This is a genomic window from Catenuloplanes niger (assembly GCF_031458255.1).
In the GTDB taxonomy this organism is placed as follows: domain Bacteria; phylum Actinomycetota; class Actinomycetes; order Mycobacteriales; family Micromonosporaceae; genus Catenuloplanes; species Catenuloplanes niger.
In genome coordinates this window covers 276,787-292,391 of the sequence record NZ_JAVDYC010000001.1, presented here as the reverse complement: position 1 = coordinate 292,391, position 15,605 = coordinate 276,787, and the positions used below count along the sequence as shown (strand labels likewise).

General features: G+C 74.6%; 15 protein-coding genes. 6 read left to right on the top strand and 9 right to left on the bottom strand.

Annotation, left to right across the window (positions count from 1 at the left end):
• Window positions 1–5 precede the first annotated feature (5 nt).
• Window positions 6–749: a class I SAM-dependent methyltransferase gene (locus tag J2S44_RS01295; RefSeq protein ID WP_310408101.1), complete on the bottom strand. Its 744-nt coding sequence runs from the start codon at window positions 747–749 to the stop codon at window positions 6–8.
• 209 nt (window positions 750–958) lie between these two features.
• Between J2S44_RS01295 and J2S44_RS01290 the strand changes: the two genes are divergently transcribed.
• Complete coding sequence (locus J2S44_RS01290; protein ID WP_310408099.1) at window positions 959–1,951, top strand: PDR/VanB family oxidoreductase; 993 nt, start codon at window positions 959–961, stop codon at window positions 1,949–1,951.
• Here J2S44_RS01290 and J2S44_RS01285 read toward each other — a convergent pair.
• From J2S44_RS01285 to J2S44_RS01275, 3 genes are all read right to left on the bottom strand, one after another.
• Entirely contained in the window at window positions 1,940–2,920 is a 981-nt protein-coding gene (locus J2S44_RS01285) for a Clp protease N-terminal domain-containing protein (RefSeq protein WP_310408097.1), read from the bottom strand. The genes J2S44_RS01290 and J2S44_RS01285 overlap by 12 nt on opposite strands.
• Window positions 2,921–3,036: 116 nt before the next feature.
• Window positions 3,037–5,142, bottom strand: coding sequence for a serine/threonine-protein kinase (locus tag J2S44_RS01280; protein WP_374727793.1), 2,106 nt, complete (start codon window positions 5,140–5,142; stop codon window positions 3,037–3,039).
• Window positions 5,143–5,337: 195 nt separating this feature from the next.
• Entirely contained in the window at window positions 5,338–6,000 is a 663-nt protein-coding gene (locus J2S44_RS01275; protein ID WP_310408095.1) for an NUDIX hydrolase, read from the bottom strand.
• Between the two features lie 62 nt (window positions 6,001–6,062).
• Between J2S44_RS01275 and J2S44_RS01270 the strand changes: the two genes are divergently transcribed.
• A complete protein-coding gene (locus tag J2S44_RS01270) occupies window positions 6,063–7,085 on the top strand; it encodes an SPFH domain-containing protein (RefSeq protein WP_310408093.1) in 1,023 nt (340 codons plus the stop codon).
• Window positions 7,082–7,975, top strand: a complete 894-nt coding sequence (locus J2S44_RS01265) for an NAD(+)/NADH kinase (RefSeq protein WP_310408091.1) — start codon at window positions 7,082–7,084, stop codon at window positions 7,973–7,975. Before J2S44_RS01270 ends, J2S44_RS01265 begins: the two co-directional genes overlap by 4 nt.
• A gap of 13 nt (window positions 7,976–7,988) precedes the next feature.
• Here J2S44_RS01265 and J2S44_RS01260 read toward each other — a convergent pair whose 3' ends face one another.
• A complete protein-coding gene (locus J2S44_RS01260) occupies window positions 7,989–8,861 on the bottom strand; it encodes a nucleoside hydrolase (RefSeq protein WP_310408089.1) in 873 nt (290 codons plus the stop codon).
• Between the two features lie 246 nt (window positions 8,862–9,107).
• On the opposite strand from J2S44_RS01260, the gene J2S44_RS01255 reads away from it, so the two are divergent.
• Both J2S44_RS01255 and J2S44_RS01250 read left to right on the top strand, forming a co-directional pair.
• A complete protein-coding gene (locus J2S44_RS01255; protein ID WP_310408086.1) occupies window positions 9,108–11,213 on the top strand; it encodes a HelD family protein in 2,106 nt (701 codons plus the stop codon).
• A gap of 51 nt (window positions 11,214–11,264) precedes the next feature.
• The gene (locus J2S44_RS01250) at window positions 11,265–11,804 is read left to right on the top strand and encodes a hypothetical protein (protein ID WP_310408084.1); all 540 of its coding nucleotides are present in this window, start codon (window positions 11,265–11,267) and stop codon (window positions 11,802–11,804) included.
• A 36-nt stretch (window positions 11,805–11,840) separates the two neighbouring features.
• Here the strand turns inward: J2S44_RS01250 and J2S44_RS01245 are convergent, their stop codons facing one another.
• Together J2S44_RS01245 and J2S44_RS01240 are read right to left on the bottom strand one after the other, a co-directional pair.
• Window positions 11,841–12,419, bottom strand: coding sequence for a hypothetical protein (locus J2S44_RS01245; protein ID WP_310408081.1), 579 nt, complete (start codon window positions 12,417–12,419; stop codon window positions 11,841–11,843).
• A gap of 96 nt (window positions 12,420–12,515) precedes the next feature.
• The gene (locus J2S44_RS01240) at window positions 12,516–12,935 is read right to left on the bottom strand and encodes a DUF4259 domain-containing protein (protein ID WP_310408078.1); all 420 of its coding nucleotides are present in this window, start codon (window positions 12,933–12,935) and stop codon (window positions 12,516–12,518) included.
• A 295-nt stretch (window positions 12,936–13,230) separates the two neighbouring features.
• On the opposite strand from J2S44_RS01240, the gene J2S44_RS01235 reads away from it, so the two are divergent.
• Window positions 13,231–13,407 carry a hypothetical protein gene (locus J2S44_RS01235; protein WP_307247634.1) on the top strand — a complete coding sequence of 59 codons (177 nt, stop codon included), beginning with the start codon at window positions 13,231–13,233 and terminating at the stop codon, window positions 13,405–13,407.
• An 8-nt stretch (window positions 13,408–13,415) separates the two neighbouring features.
• Here the strand turns inward: J2S44_RS01235 and dinB are convergent, their stop codons facing one another.
• Together dinB and J2S44_RS01225 are read right to left on the bottom strand one after the other, a co-directional pair.
• On the bottom strand, window positions 13,416–14,594 hold the full coding sequence (gene dinB / locus J2S44_RS01230; protein WP_310408075.1) for a DNA polymerase IV: 1,179 nt from the start codon (window positions 14,592–14,594) through the stop codon (window positions 13,416–13,418).
• A 28-nt stretch (window positions 14,595–14,622) separates the two neighbouring features.
• A complete protein-coding gene (locus J2S44_RS01225) occupies window positions 14,623–15,576 on the bottom strand; it encodes a quinone oxidoreductase family protein (RefSeq protein WP_310408072.1) in 954 nt (317 codons plus the stop codon).
• Window positions 15,577–15,605 lie beyond the last annotated feature (29 nt).

The window sequence follows — 15,605 nt, the reverse complement described above, 5'->3', positions numbered from 1 at the left end:
CCGGGTCAGCGGTGGGCGGTGAGGAGGTGTGCGGCGGCGGGCAGGCGATAGCCGCCGGCGGCCGTGCGGTACGGACGGACTTCCTCCGCCGTCGCGGCCCGGGCGTCGGCCGTGTCGACGGCGGCGAACAGGGGCGCGAGCGGGCCGAACTCGGCGACGAACGCCCACCACGCGTCGAAGTCGGGATACTCGGTGTCCCAGTGGAACCGGGTCGCCGCCACGTCCCGGAACCCGGCGGCGGTCAGGTGGCCCTCGAGCGCCCCGGGCCGGCCGGCCTCGGCGAACGGTGCGGCGAAGTTCGGCACCGGCCGGAAGCGGCGCAGGACCGCGGTGCCGAACCGGGTGTACGGGCTGTCGTCCGGCCCGGGCCAGGCCGCCGCGCTCAGGACGCCGCCGCGACGCAGGACGCGCGCGGCCTCCCGGGCCGCCGCGCCGAACGGTGCCGTGCCGGGCAGGAACAGCCCCATCCGGGAGATGATCGCGTCCGCGCTGCCGTCGTCGAGCGCGAGCGCGGCCATCGACATCTCGCGGAAGTCGACGGTCAGCCCCAGGCGCGCCGCGTCCGCCCGGCCGGTGGTGAGCGCGACCGGGTCGATGTCGATCGCGGTGATCCGCAGGTCGGGCCGGCGCTGCGCGAGGGCGAGGGCGAGCCCGCCGGTGCCGCAGGCGAGCTGCACGACGTGCGCGCCGGCCGGAAGGTCGCCGAGCGGGTCGAGCAGCGGGTCGACCAGGCCGTTCAGGAGTCGCATGAGATTGTTCCGCACACCGTCGAGTACATCCGCGCGCCGGGCACGTCACCATGGCCGGTTGAACCTCCCGCATACGCGTACGTCCCGGCCGGCGGCGCGGGCGCGGTGGCCGCCCCGGCGTTCGGCGGCGGCCGGCCCCCGACCCCCTGGCCAATAGCGGTATCCATAGCTAGAGTTGTTGTATCCAATTCGAGGGATATTGGGTCCGCGTGAAGGGGGAGCCGGTGACGCTGGTCGACCATCCGCTGGAGGACGCCGGTCCACCGGGCCGGCGCGAGCCCGCGGTGCGCGAACTCACGGTGCGCGGCCTGGTCCTCGAGGCGGAGGACGTGCTGACGGTCGAGCTCACCGGCGCCGGGCTGCCCGCCTGGACACCCGGCGCCCACGTCGACCTGATCATCAACGACGGTACGGTCCGGCAGTACTCGCTGTGCGGCACGCCGGACGCCACGTCGCTGACCGTGGCGGTGCGCCACGAACCCGGCGGCCGCGGCGGGTCCGACTGGGTGCACCGCGCGCTGCGGCCGGGCGACCGGGTCACGATCCGCGGCGTCAAGAACCACTTCGAGCTCGAGCGGGCCGACGGGTACGTGCTGATCGCCGGCGGCGTCGGCATCACCCCGCTGCTGCCGATGGCCGAACGGCTGGCGGCCGAGGGCCGGGCCTGGCGCCTCGCCTACATCGGACGGACCGCCGCCCGGATGCCGTTCCTGGAACGGATCCGGGCGCTCGGTCCGCGCGCGACCGTCCACGAGACGGCCGTCTCCGGCCGGCCGCCGATCGACGGGCTCCTGGACGGCCCGGGCCTGGTCTACGTCTGCGGCCCCGGCACGCTGATCGAGGCCGTCCGGGACGCGCTCGACGCCCGGGGCCAGGGCGAGCGGCTGCGCGCCGAGTACTTCCGGGCCCCGGACGACGCGGACGCGGCCGAGCCCGGCGCGTTCACGCTGCGGCTGGAACGCTCCGGGCTCGACCTGGCCGTGCCCGCCGGCCGCAGCGCGCTCGACGTCGTCACCGAGGCCGGCGTCGACGTGCTCCGCGACTGCGAGGAGGGCATCTGCGGCAGCTGCGAGACGACGGTCCTGGCCGGCGAGGTCGACCACCGCGACCACGTGCTGACCGCCCGGGAGAGGGCCGCGAACGCCTGCATGATGCTGTGCGTCTCGCGCGCGGCCGGCCCCCGCCTGGTGCTAGACCTCTGACCGGTAGCCGAGCGAGCCGAGGATCCGGGCCGACCGGTTGCCCGGATGCGCGGCCAGCCGGTCGAGCAGCACGCCGGTGTCCGTCGGGAAGTCCGGCCCCGGCTTGATGAGCACGCTCACCGGCACCTCGTCCGGCCGGTCGTCCGGCGCCACCGACCGTACCCGCTGATGATCTATGCCCTGGGCGAGCAGGGCGTCCCCGCCGGCGCGTTTGTCCCTGCCGAGCACGCCCAGATGCGGGTACGCCAGCACCACCTCGTGCGTGGCCAGCAGCGCCCGCAGCAGGTCGTCGGTCCGGGTCGTCCGGCCCTGCTCTCGGGCGCGCTCGTCCGCCTCCAGCCGGGCCCAGAAGACCGGCTCGTCCGCGTGGTTGACCTGCCGGGCCAGCACCGAGAGCAGCAGCCTGTCGCGCAGGCCACGACCCCGGTAGCGGACCCGGCCGAGCAGCGCGTCGCGGGCCGGCCGCAGCTCCGGCACCAGCCGGTCCGGGCGTGCCGGCGCCGCACCGGCCAGCGCGGCCGCGCGCACCTGCGCCGGGTCCTCGCCGCAGTCGCGGATCACCGCCGACGCCTCCGAGTCCGGGTTCGCCAGCATCGCGGCCAGCAGCAGCACGCGCGAGTCCGCGACCTCGCCGCGCAACGCCTCGGCCGCGGCGACGGAGACGGACATGACCAGGTCGGTCGTCTCGTCCCGGACGGCCGGCACGCCCTCGAACGGTCCCGTGCGCGGCTCCGCGTCCGGATCCCACATCGCGCCGGTGTCCGGCTCCCGCCACACCCGGCCGGGCGTGCGCATCACCGCGAAGACGACGCGCGCGGAGATGTCGAACGCGTCCAGCAGCGGCGCGACCTCCCGGTCGTCCGCGATCGACCACAGCAGCGCACCGGTGCCGACCGGACCGTTCGCCATGCCGCGCACCTTGTGCAGCGAGCTCGTCAGCCGCTTCCCGACCGTGAACTGCTCCGTCATCACCGCTCCTCGCCCCGTGTTCGCCGACATCGAAGATCACGGTACGGGCGGCGGGGCGCCGGTTTCGTCGGCCGGAATGCGGAAAAGCTCCTCTACCGAGCGGTATAGCCGGTCGGTCAGTCCTCCGTGGTCGCCGCGGACGGCACGCCACCGGCGCAGGTCACGGCCATGGTCACGTACCGGTTGCCGTGCCGGAAGACGATCTCCGCCGGTACGGCCGGACCGGCGTCGACGCTGTCCACCTTGTACGGCTTGGCCGCGGCGTAGGTGACCAGCCGGGCCTGGTCCGTGGTGGTGCAGGTCGCCTCCACGGTCCCGCCGGTCGAGCTGAACGTGCGCTGCTGCGGTACCGGTGCCGGCTCCTCCGCGGTCGGGGGCGGCGGCGCGCCGGTGGTGGTGACGGCGCCCGGCGGCGCGGCCCGGCTCGGCACGACGACCGTGCCGGAGGACTGCGAGAGCCCGGCCGGTGGCTGCGCCGAGCCGGTCCGGACCGCACCCGGCCCGGCCTGCGCGGGGCCGGGAGTGCCGCCGGTCACGGAGCCGGAGCCGGTGCCGGGCGGTGGTGCGCCGCCGGCGGTGCCGGGCGGGGCGGTCATGCCGGGCGGGATCGAGGGGCCGGGCTGCGTGACGTCGGTGCCGTCGTCGCGGGCGCCGATCGTCGCGGCGGTCAGGCCACCGGCGGCGAGCAGGGCGAGGGCGCCGGCGGCGATCGCGAGCGTGCGGCGGTGGGCCGGTGTGCGGCGACCCGGCGGGCCGCCCGGCACCGCGCCGGGACCCGCGCGGTCATCCGCCGGCGCGCCCGTCGGGCGTGACCGGACCGGCACGCCGGACGTGGTCGACTCGTCCGGCGGAACCGGCTGATCCGGCGCGGCGGACATGCCCGGCACCGGCGGTGCACCCGACACGTCGAACGCGCGGTGCTGTTCTGGCGCGCCGGGTGGACTCGACGCATCGTGCCGGCCCGGCACGGCCGACGGACCGAACGCGTCCGATCGGTCCGACGAGGCGGAGAGCCCGGACGCGCCCGCCTGTCCCGACGCGCCTGCCTGTCCCGACGCGGCCGACAGGCCCGACGCGGCCGACGAGCCCGGCTGGGCGGATGCGGCCGACGGGTCCCACGCACCGTGCCGGCCCAGCGCGCCCGACGGACCGGACGCGTCATCCGAGTCACCTTGCCGACCTGCCGCGGCCGACAGACCCGACACGGCCGACGAGGCCGACGCGGCTGACAGGCCCGACGCGGCTGACAGACCCGAGGCGGCTGACAGACCCGAGGCGGCTGACAGACCCGACGCGGCCGACGGGTCCGGCACGGACGGCAGGTCCAGCGCAGGCCGAGGCCTCAGCGACACGGACGGTTCGTCCACCAGGGCCGGTCCCGGGCCGCCGGTCACGATCCGCACGCCCGCCGCCTCCGCCAGCGCCACCGCCGCCTCGCGCGCGGTCGGCCGTACCGCCGGATCCTTTCGCAGGCAGCGCTCGCAGAGCGCGATCACCGCGGGCGGCACGTGCGGCAGCGGTGGCAGGGGGTCCGGTTCCGTGTAGACGTGCGCGTCGAGCATCTCCGTGATGCTCTCCGCCGTCCACGGCGCCCGGCCCGCGATCAGCAGGTAGAGCAGCACGCCCAGCGCGTACACGTCGGTGGCCGGGTAGACGCCGTCGCCGGTCAGGCGCTCCGGCGCGATGTAGCCCGGCGTCCCGACCGGCACCTCGACCGGCCCGCCGCCGCTGCCGGGCGTGGCCGCGGCCGCGATGCCGAAGTCGACGACCTTGGCGCCCTGCCGGGTGAGCATCACGTTCGCCGGCTTGATGTCGCGGTGGACCAGCCCTTCCTCGTGGGCCGCGGTCAGCGCGGCCGCGATCTCCGCGCAGCAGCGCAGCGCCTCGTCGAGCGACAGCGGCTCGGCGCGCAGCCGGGCGGCCAGCGTCACGCCGCTGACCAGTTCCATCACCACGAACGGGAGGACCTCGTCGCCGTCGGTGACCTCGCCGAAGTCGTGCACCTGCGCGATGTTCGGATGCGACAGCCGGGCCGCCGCACGCGCTTCCTCGCGGATGCGCACCCGCGCCTGTGGATCGCTCGCATACGGCCCGGCCAGCACCTTCACGGCCACGGGCCGGCCGAGCACCTCGTCGTAGGCCCGCCAGACCGCGGCCATGCCGCCGCGCCCGACCTCACCGTCGAGCCGGTATCGCCCACCGAGCACCTGGTACTCCCGCACCGCGACAGTCTTCCCGCATCGACATCCGCCGACAAGTCGGAGCCGGTGGACTTCGGTGCAGGTGGGGCCGTCGGGGTCACCCGGACGGTGTACATCAACGACCGAAAAGCCGCGTCGACGGTACGAACGGCTAGGACCTGTATCGACGTGGGGTCGGAGCGCGCCGCAGCCCGGCCATCCACGTCGATACAGGGCCTAGCGTTGCGGTCGCAACAGCGGCGGGTGCAGCAGCGTGGCCGGTCCGCGGCGGAACAGCTGGGCCGGGCGGCCACGGTCGCGCTCGGCGGTGCCGCCGGTCGGTTCGACGAAGCCCTCCGCGCCGGTCACCTTGCGGTGGAAGTTGCGGGCGTCGATCGTGGTGCGCCACACCGTCTCGTACACGCCGCGCAGGTCCGCGATCGTGAACTCCGGCGGGCAGAACGCGGTCGCCAGCGGCGTGTACTCCAGCTTGGACCGGGCCCGTTCGATGCCGTCGGCCAGGATCCGGTCGTGGTCGAACGCGAGCCCGCCGCCGGCCACCTCGTCGTACGGCCGCCACGCCGCGCCGGCCGCGTCACTGCCCGCGACCGGGGACGGCAGGTCGGGCAGCAGCGCCAGGTAGGCGACCGTGACCACCCGCCCGCGCGGGTCGCGGCCCGGCGTGCCGTAGGTGGCGAGCTGCTCCAGGTGCCGCGGTTCCAGCCCGGTCTCCTCGCGCAGCTCGCGCAGCGCCGCGTCGGCCAGATCCTCGTCGTCGAGCACGAAACCGCCGGGCAGGGCCCACCTCCCCCGGTACGGCGGGATGCCGCGCCGGACCAGCAGCACCTGCAGCACGCCGTCGCGGATCGTGAGCAGCACCAGGTCCACCGTAATCGTCATGTTGACGATAATAGCGCCCGGGGTTTATCGTCATGGTGACGAAAACATCGGGGAGGACCACCATGGCCGACGTGACACGCCGCTTCCACCTGCGGCACCTGCGCTCCGCACCGACCAGCTGGGTCAGCCACACCGTGGGCGGCCGTGTCCGGCGCGCCGGCACCGGGCTGTCGTTCTGGTACCGGCCGCTCACCGCCGCGCTGTCCGAGGTGCCGGTCGACGACCGCGAGCTGCCGCTGCTGTTCCACGCCCGCACCGAGGACTTCGCGGACGTGACCGTGCAGGCCACGGTCACCTACCGGGTGAGCGATCCGGCCGCGGCGGCCGCGCGCCTCGACTTCTCCATCGACCCCTACCGGGGCACCTGGCGCGGTCAGCCGCTCGACCAGGTCGCCGGCATGCTCGCCGAGCTGGCCCAGCAGCCCGCGCTCGACCTGCTCGCCCGGGTGCCGCTGGCGGACGCGCTGACCACCGGCATCGCCACGATCCGGGCCGCGGTCGCGACCGCGCTCGCGGACGACCCGCGGCTGACCGAGACCGGCGTCTCCGTGGTCAGCGCGCGCGTCGTCGCGCTGCGCCCGGAGCCGGAGATGGAACGCGCGCTGCAGACCCCGACCCGCGAGCAGGTGCAGCAGGACGCGGACCGGGCCACGTACGCCCGGCGCGCGCACGCGGTCCAGCAGGAGCAGTCGATCGCGGAGAACGAGCTGCAGAGCAGGATCGAGCTGGCCCGGCGGGAGCAGCAGCTGGTCGAGCAGCGCGGCGCGAACACCCGGCGCGAGGCGGAACTCGAGGCCGAGCGTCAGGGCGTGGCCGGCGGTGCCGAGGCGGATCGCCTGCGGCAGAAGGCAACGGCGGAGGCGGATTCGGCACGGGTACGGGACGAGGCGCGCGCGGCCGGCGCCCGGCTCGTCGGCCTGGCCGAGGCGGAGGCGGAGGCCGCGCGCCTGGCCGCGTACCGTGACCTGCCCCCGGGCGTGCTGCAGGCGCTCGCGATCAAGGAACTGGCCGGCCAGCTGCCCGCGATCAACGAGCTGACCGTCACGCCGGACCTGCTCAGCAAGGTCCTCGGGCGGCTGTCGTGAGCACGCTCAACCCCCGGGTGGTGATCGTGTCGCGGCGCAGCGAGCTCGACGAGCTGCTCGCCCGGCACGGCACCCGCGGCGCGGCCGCGTTCTTCCTCCGTGAACGCGGCCGCACGCTCGACGACGTCACCGCCCGCCACGCCGCGCTGACCGCGGCCCTCACCGCGGTCAGCGCCGGCGTCCCGGCCGACTGGCGGCGCGGCCACGTGGAGCGCGCCGACCTGCCCCGCTTCCTGTTCGCCCCGGAAGACGTGATCATCGCGGTCGGGCCGGACGGCCTGGTCGCGAACGTGGCGAAGTACCTCGACGGCCAGCCCGTCATCGGCGTCGACCCGGAACCCGGCCGCAACGCCGGCGTCCTGGTCCGGCACGCCCCCGCCGCGGTCCCCGGCCTGCTCGCCGGCCTGCACCGCGACGCCGGTGGCGGCGCGCGCCGGACCATGGTCACCGCACGCCTCGACGACGGTCAGGAACTGCACGGCCTCAACGAGATCTACCTCGGGCAGCCCGGCCACCAGTCCGCCCGCTACGTCCTCACCACGCCCGGCGGGCACCGCGAACGGCAGTCCTCGTCCGGCGTGATCGTCGGCACCGGCACCGGCGCGACCGGCTGGTGCGCCTCGATCGCCCGTGAGCGGGCCACCGCGCCGCCGATGCCCGGCCCGGCCGACCCGCACCTCTGCTGGTACGTCCGGGAGGCCTGGCCGTCCCCGTCCACCGGCGTCACCGAGTCCGCCGGCCTGCTGCACCCCGGCGAGTCCCTGGAACTGGCGAGCGAGTCCGAGCGCCTGGTCGCGTTCGCCGACGGCCTCGAGACCGACGCGCTCCAGCTGACCTGGGGCCAGCGCGTCACCGTCACCGTCGCCACCCGTCACCTGCGACTGATCTGACCGGGCCGCGGGATCACGTGCCGTCGCGGGCGGCCCGGCGCAGCTTGGCGAACAGGTCCTCGAACATGAACCGGGCGTCGATGGTGCGGTAGACCCGGATCGGGCGGTACGCGGTGCGGGTGTCGTACTCGGCGTCCCAGGTGAAGCCGTACGCGGGGCGGGATTCGTACTGCCCGGCGGTGGGGTTGATGATGACCGCCACGGCGGGGGAGTCGCCGAGGCAGCGGTACTCCATGACCGTGTCGGCGTGTGCGGCGTTCCACTCGACGAGCTGGTCGACGAGGTAGCGGCCGAGCGGACCGCAGGGGGCGACCCGATCCTCCAGTTCCGCGTATCCGACGGCGGTCTGTGTGAAGACCGACCGGGGGATCTGCCAGACCGTGAGGGCGGAACGGAACACCACGTTCGCCGCGACGACGTCGTTGGCGAGGTTGAACTCCGGCCGGCCGGGGGACGGGTCGAGCCCGTCGTAGCCGGGGCCGCCGATCCAGACCACGACGAGGTCGCGCTCGGCGATGCGCGGCTCGATGAGCAGTGCCGAGGCCATGTCGGTGAGCGGCCCGAGGAACGCGGCGTACAGCGGGCCGTCCGCGCGCATCGCCTCCGCGACGATCAGGTCGGCGCCGGCCGACGGGACCGGGGTGTGCGCGTCCGGCATCGCGAACGCGGCACCGTTCTCGGCCCGGACGGTGTCGCGCATGCCGAGGTGGCCGAGCAGCAGATCGATCTCGGCCCGGCTGTCCGGCATGCCCCGCTCGCCCCGGCCCGGCCGGATGCCGAAGTGCGCCGCGATCACGCCGCGCACGTCCACACTGGGCGAGAGCAGCGCATGCACGACGGCGAACTGATCATCCGCCTCGTTCTTGGCGTCGGTATCGATGATCACCCGTCGCCGGGGTGGAGCGTCGTGTGCCGGCACGAAATCCTCCTCGAAACATCGACGCACATCATATCCTTGAATGGCGATTCCGCTTTGGAGATCACACTTTGCGCCGTCGGTCAAGGCGGTGTTCGCATTCGACAGATGCGATCGGAACGCATTTCGCAAGCGGGTGAGATTACTGTCTCCCGGCGCTGATCAGGGCGGTTGTGTGTCGTTAGCATTCCCGGCCGGGACAGCCGGGAGGTTCGTATGCTCAGCACTGATTCGGAATCCACTCGCGACGGCGCCGCACTCGCGATCGCGGAGGAACAGCGGTTCCTGGACGCCGCGGTCGCACGGCGGGACCGGCTCGCGGCGCGCCTGACGGCGGAACTGGCGGTGCCGGCCGAGGACGCCACCGGCCGGGCCCGGCAGCGCGGCCTGCGGGCGCAACTCGAGGAACTGCGCCGGGCGTCGGGCGGGCTGATCTTCGGCCGGCTCGACGGCGTGGACGGCACGGTGCGGCACATCGGCCGGACCGGGATCCGCGACGACGACGAGACCGCCGACCCGATCGTGGTCGACTGGCGGGCACCGGCCGCGCGGCCGTTCTACACCGCGACCCCGGTCGACCCGCAGGGCCAGGCCCGGCGCCGGCACGTCCGCACGGACGGGCCGGTCGTGGCCGGGGTCGACGACGAGCCGCTGGACGGTGCCGACGGCGGTGCGCTGGTCGGCGAGGGCGCGCTGCTGGCGGCACTGAACGAGCGACGGACCGGCCGGATGTCGACCGCGATCGCCACGTTGCAGCGCGAACAGGACGCCGTCATCCGGGCCGAGGCGACCGGGCCGCTGATCGTCCAGGGCGGACCCGGCACCGGCAAGACCGTGGTCGCGCTGCACCGGGTGGCGTACCTGCTGTTCACGTACCGGCAGATGGCCGAGCGGGCGGTGCTGGTGCTCGGCCCGTCGACGCGGTTCCTGGACTACATCGCGCAGGTGCTGCCCGCGCTCGGCGAGACCGCGGTCGTCGCCGCGACCTGCGACACGCTGCTCCCCGGCGTGGCCGTGACCCGCGCCGAGTCGCGGCGGATCGCCGAGCTCAAGGGCCGGGCGCTCTGGCAGGGCGCGCTGGAGCGGTACGTACGGTCGCTGCTGCCGCGGGCGCGCGAGCTGAAACTGCGCTGGGACGGCGAGTTCCACCTGATCGGGGCGGACGCGGTCGGGCACCTGCTCGCCTCCGCGGTCCAGGGCCGCTCCCACCACCGGGCCCGGGCCGTCTTCGCCGAGCACCTGCACCACGTCCTGGCCGAGGCCGTGGCCGAGCAGCGGGCCGCGCTGCTGGACCGGATGGACGAGGGCTACGAGGACATCCTCGCCCGGTTCCGTCCCGAGCCCGGCGACGACGGCCGGTCCGGTTCCGACGTCGACGGCCTGATGTCCGACGAGGAGATCGACGAACTGCGGGACCGGATCGCCGCCGACGCCACGATCGCCCGTTTCGTCGACAGCGTGTGGCCGGCCCGGGACCCGCGGACCGTGCTGCGGAACCTGCTGACCGACGCCGCACTGCTGGCCCGGTACGCACCGGACCTGACACCGGAGGAGGCCGGGCTGGTCGCGGCGGACGCCGGCGCGGACGGGTGGGCGCCGAGCGACGTCCCGCTGCTCGACGCGGTCGCGGACCTGCTCGGTGACCTCGACGGCCCGGCACCGGCCGCCGGGTCCGTCGCCGAGCGGGCCCGGCGGCAGCGCGGCTGGGTCTACGGTCACGTCGTGATCGACGAGGCGCAGGAGCTGTCCGAGATGCAGTGGCACATGGTGCTGCGCCGCTGCCCGTCCCGGTCGATCACCGCGGTCGGCGACATCGACCAGGCCGAGGCCGCGCACCGGCACACCGGCTGGGCGGAGGCGGTGCGGTCCACGCTCGGCGACCGGTGGACCGCCGCGGAGCTGACCATCTGCTACCGCACCCCACGCGAGGTGATGGAGCTGACCACGCCGGTACTGCGCGCCGCCGGCAGCCGCAACGCGCCGCCCCGCGCCGTCCGCTCGTCCGGCATCGCCCCGCGGACCGTCGAGACCACCGCGGACCGGTTGCCGGCCGCCGCGGCCGAGGCGGTCGCCACGCTCCGGCACCGCTGGACCGGCGGCACCGTCGGCGTGATCGCCCCCACCGCCCTGATCGCCGCGCTGACCGCGGCGGTCCACGACACCCCCGTGCTGACCGCCACCCAGTCCAAGGGCCTCGAGTTCGACGCCACCGTGCTGGTCGACCCGGCCCGCATCGCGGCCGAACCCCGCGGCCACAACGCGCTCTACGTGGCCCTGACCCGCTGCACCCAGGAACTGGTGACGTTGTCGCCGATCGCCTGAGAGCGCCCGGCGCCGGTTGGCACGGACCCGCCTGCCATGGAGAGTGGCTGCATGACGTGCATCGTGGGGATCACGGACGGGCGGACCGTCACCATCGGAGGGGACTCGGCCGGAAGCGACGGATGGCACGTCGCGGTGCGGTCGGATTCCAAGGTGTTCCAGGTGGGCCCCTATCTGATGGGTTTCACGACCAGCTATCGGATGGGTCAGCTGCTGCGCTACTCCCTGACCGTCGGCGAGCCCGACACCTGGGACGTCGACCGGTTCATGGTCACCACGTTCATCGAGGCCGTCCGCGGGTGCCTCTCCGCGGGCGGCTACGCCCGGATCGAGAACGGGCAGGAACAGGGCGGGCAGTTCCTCGTCGGCATTCACGGACGCCTCTACGTCGTCGGCGAGGACTACCAGATCGGGCACACGATCTCCGGTTACGCCGCGGTCGGTTCCGGCTATCTGGTCGCGCTGGGATCGCTGCACTCCACGGCCAGGTCACCGGTCGGCAGCCGCCGGCGCGCGGAGATGGCACTCGACGCCGCGGCCGAGCTCACCGAGGGCGTACGGCCACCGTTCACCGTGGTCCAGTCGGAGTGAGAACGCGGCACCCCGAGCGGCCCCCGCCCGGCCGGTTCAGTCGGCCGGGATCACGGAGGCGTCGAGGCGCCAGTCCGGGACGTGCACGCACACCGGCCGCTCCGCCGGGTCGGTGGCCGCCTCGTAGGCGCCGGTCACCTCCCGCGCGGCGCGGCCGTGCGGCGGCAACAGCCGCATGATGATCCGGTACGCGGGCCCGTCACCACGCTCCGCCGCCCGTCGCAGCAGCGCGAACGCCTCCGCGTCGGCGCCCCGCCGGTGCAGGAGCGCCGCCAGGTTCACCGGCGCGTCGGAGTCTCCCGCCGCGACCGCCGCCCGCAGCGAGACCTCGGCCTCGTCCAGCAGGCCGTCGTCCCAGAGCGTCAGGCCGAGCATGTTCCGGGCACCCGGGACATCCGCTGCCACCGCCTCGCCGAGCAACCGCATCGCCTCCGCGTGGGACCGTGTGCCGGCCCCGGAATACTGCAGGGTCAGGAACGAGGCCAGCCGCACCCGCGCGGGCCCGTGCCCCGCGGCCGCCGCGGCGCGCAGCAGCGCCAGCGCCTCGGCCTCGGCCGGCCCGCCCGCGTCGGCAAGCTCACTGCCGTGCCGGAACCAGAGCTCCACGTCATCCACCCCGGCATGAAAGCACAGCCACGCACCGCTGCGGGCACGTCACGACAACCGGGGGCCGCGGTCATTCCGGCCGCCGCACCCGGGAACCGGAGCGGGTCAGGGCTCGAAGAGGGTCTCGCGCTGCGGTGGATCGAGAACCGTGCGCAGGCCGGAGACGGTGCGGCGCCATTCGGGCCCCCGGGAGCTCGCGTTCCAGGCCTCCGCGAGCCATGTCGGTGTGGTGATCACGCGGTCCAGGGCCTCGATCGCGAGGTCCCGGAAGGAGGCAGGGAACGGCGGCATCGTGCTGTCCGGCCCGTGGACGGGGTCGACGGGTCTGCCGCCCGGGTACTGGGCCGCGACCAGGGCAGCGGCCGCGACGGCTCGTGGGGCGTCCCAGGGCGAGAAGTCGTCGGCGCCGCGTTCGAGCGCGGCGCCGACCATGTCGATGCGGGCGCGCGGCGGCGCGTCGTCCAGCTCACCGGCGAAGTCCGCCGCGTCGTCGTTGTCGAACGGCCCGACGTCCCAGGTCCCCACGATGCCCCGGCCTCCCGTTCCTCCCGCAGTGTTCGCCGCATGACAGGTCAGTGGTCCGACGCCGTGGCGAGGCCGCCGCGTGCGGAGGCGAGGTTCCCGCGGGTGACCGGTATACCGCGCGCGGGAGGGCCGCGGTCACCGGGTGCGACGAGGCGCGGCGGTCATGGCAGCATCCTCAGTGGAACCGGGCGGGTCGCGTACCGTCAGGGATCTTTCCGGCATTTCGGGGTATCCCTGCGTCAGGAGCGGCGCGGTGCCGAGCACGGCGCGGCCGCAGCGTGAAGGGAAGCCCGGCATGAGTGACATCAACCCCGAGCAGTACTCCGAGTACACGACGCAGGACGGGCCCGGTTCCGCGGACAGCGACCCGATGGCGGCGGTGCCGGATCCGGACGGTATCGGTGAGGACGTCGACCCGCGGTTCGGTGACCACCGTAAGCCGGAGCCGGACCGCGCCCAGGGTGCGCACTGAGCGTCTGATCAGTCGGGGAGGATCGGCGCGGCCGCGTGCAGGTCGCGGCCGAGCCGGTCCGCCCGGGTGACCGAGCCGGCGCCGAACCGGTCGCGGATCGCGTCCAGCGCGGAGTCCAGGCCCTCGTCGTGCGGGTCGTCGAACGGCAGCTCCGGCTGGACCGCGCCGCCGCCGTCCAGGTTGCCGACCGCCACGCCGACCAGCGTGATCCCGCGCTCGGTGAGCAGCGGCCGGGCCGCGGACAGCAGCTCGCGCGCGGTCTCCAGGACCACCCGGGTGCTCAGCGTCGCCATGACCAGGCTGCGTGACCGCGTGGCGCGCGTGTAGTCGCCGAACCGCAGCCGCAACGTCACGGTCCGGCCCGGCCGGCCCGCCGCGCGCATCCGCCGGGCCACCCGGTCGACCAGCACGGCCAGCACCGCGTCGACCTCGGTGAACGGGTGCGGGCCGCGGCCGAGCGCGCACTGTGCGCCGATCGAGCCGCGGCGCACCCCCACCCGTACCGGCCGGGGGTCGTGGTTGTGGGCGAGCGCGTGCAGGTGGCGGCCGGCGCCCGCGCCCAGCATCGCGACCAGCGCCGCCTCGCCGACGCGGGCCACGTGGCCGACCGTGTGGATCTGCCGATCCCGTAGTTTCGCGGCGGTGACCGGGCCGACGCCCCACAGCCGCTCGACCGGCAGCGGATGCAGGAAGTCCAGTTCGCCGTCGACCGGTACGACCAGCAGGCCGTCCGGCTTGCCGACGCCGCTGGCCACCTTGGCCAGGAACTTCGTGCGCGCGACGCCGACCGTGATCGGCAGCCCGGTCCGGTCGCGGACGTCCGCCCGCAGCGTCGCCGCGATCTCCGCCGGGGTGCCACGGATCTTCCGCAGACCGCTCACGTCCAGGAACGCCTCGTCGATCGAGATGCCCTCGACCAGTGGCGTCGTGTCCCGGAAGATCTCGAACACGCGCTTGCTGGCCGCGGAGTAGGCGCTCATCCGCGGCGGCACCACGATCGCGTCCGGGCAGAGCGCCCGCGCCTGCGCCAGGCCCATCGGGGTGCGCACGCCGCGCGCCTTCGCCTCGTAGCTGGCGGCCAGCACCACCCCGCCGCCGACCAGGACCGGGCGCCCGCGCAGTCGCGGGTCGTCGCGTTGCTCCACGGACGCGTAGAACGAGTCCAGGTCGGCGTGCAGGATGGTCACCGCGCCATCATAGAACACATGTTCTAATTCAGGGGAGGAGCAGCAGCTTGCCCGTGGTCGTGCGGGACTCGATCGCGGCGTGCGCCCGCGCCGCGTCCGCCAGCGGGTACCGGCCGGTGATCCGTACGGTCAGCTCACCCCTCTCCACCAGGCCGAACAGCTCCGACGTGTGCGCCCGCAGCTTCTCCGGCGTGTCGACGTGGTCCTCCGGCGTGGGGTAGGTGATGCTGATGCTGCGCGGCAGCTCACTCAGCCGCACGGTCGGCGGCTCGCCGATCAGCGGACCGTAGAACACGAACGTGCCGTGCCGCCGCAGCAGCGACATCGACGCGTCGAACGTGGTCGCGCCCGCACCGTCGAAGACCGCGTGCACGCCCTCGCCGCCGGTCAGCTCGCGCACCCGGTCCGGGAACGCGTCCCCGGTGCTGACCAGGACATGGTCGGCGCCCGCCGCGGTGGCGACCGGGACCTTCTCCGGCCGCGACACCAGCCCGATCACGGTGCCGCCGCGCGCCTTGATCAGCTGGGTGAGCATCAGGCCCACGCCGCCGGCCGCCGCGTGCACGAGCGTGACGTCGCCGGGCCGCACCGGGTGGGACACGGTCGCGAAGTGGTGCGCGGTCAGGCCGTGCACCAGCAGCGCCGCCGCGGTCTCGTCGTCGATGGCGTCGGGCACCCGCACGACACCGTCCGCGGGCAGCGCGATCTGCTCGGCGTAGCTGCCGAAGCCCATGTGCAGCCAGGCGACGCGGTCGCCCGGGGCGAGGTCGCGCACGCCCTCGCCGATCTCGGTCACCACGCCGGCGCCCTCCACGCCCGGCACCTCGGCCTGCGCCAGCCGGCGGATCGCGGTATCGAAGAAGTTCACGCCCGCCACCCGGACGTCGATCAGGACCTCGCCCGGGCCGGGCCGCGGCGCCGGGCGCTCACACAGCTGCAACACGTCCGGGCCACCGGCCTCGGTGATCACTATTGCCTTCATGGCGGCCACGCTATTTTTCGAAAAATGTA

Bases quoted from the DNA above. Each gene is read 5' to 3' on its own strand.
- J2S44_RS01275 (WP_310408095.1), bottom strand. From the start codon at position 6,000: ATGACGATTACGGTGGACCTGGTGCTGCTCACGATCCGCGACGGCGTG.
- J2S44_RS01270 (WP_310408093.1), top strand. From the start codon at position 6,063: ATGGCCGACGTGACACGCCGCTTCCACCTGCGGCACCTGCGCTCCGCA.
- J2S44_RS01255 (WP_310408086.1), top strand. From the start codon at position 9,108: ATGCTCAGCACTGATTCGGAATCCACTCGCGACGGCGCCGCACTCGCG.
- J2S44_RS01250 (WP_310408084.1), top strand. From the start codon at position 11,265: ATGACGTGCATCGTGGGGATCACGGACGGGCGGACCGTCACCATCGGA.
- J2S44_RS01285 (WP_310408097.1), bottom strand. From the start codon at position 2,920: ATGACGGAGCAGTTCACGGTCGGGAAGCGGCTGACGAGCTCGCTGCAC.
- J2S44_RS01225 (WP_310408072.1), bottom strand. From the start codon at position 15,576: ATGAAGGCAATAGTGATCACCGAGGCCGGTGGCCCGGACGTGTTGCAG.
- J2S44_RS01235 (WP_307247634.1), top strand. From the start codon at position 13,231: ATGAGTGACATCAACCCCGAGCAGTACTCCGAGTACACGACGCAGGAC.
- J2S44_RS01295 (WP_310408101.1), bottom strand. From the start codon at position 749: ATGCGACTCCTGAACGGCCTGGTCGACCCGCTGCTCGACCCGCTCGGC.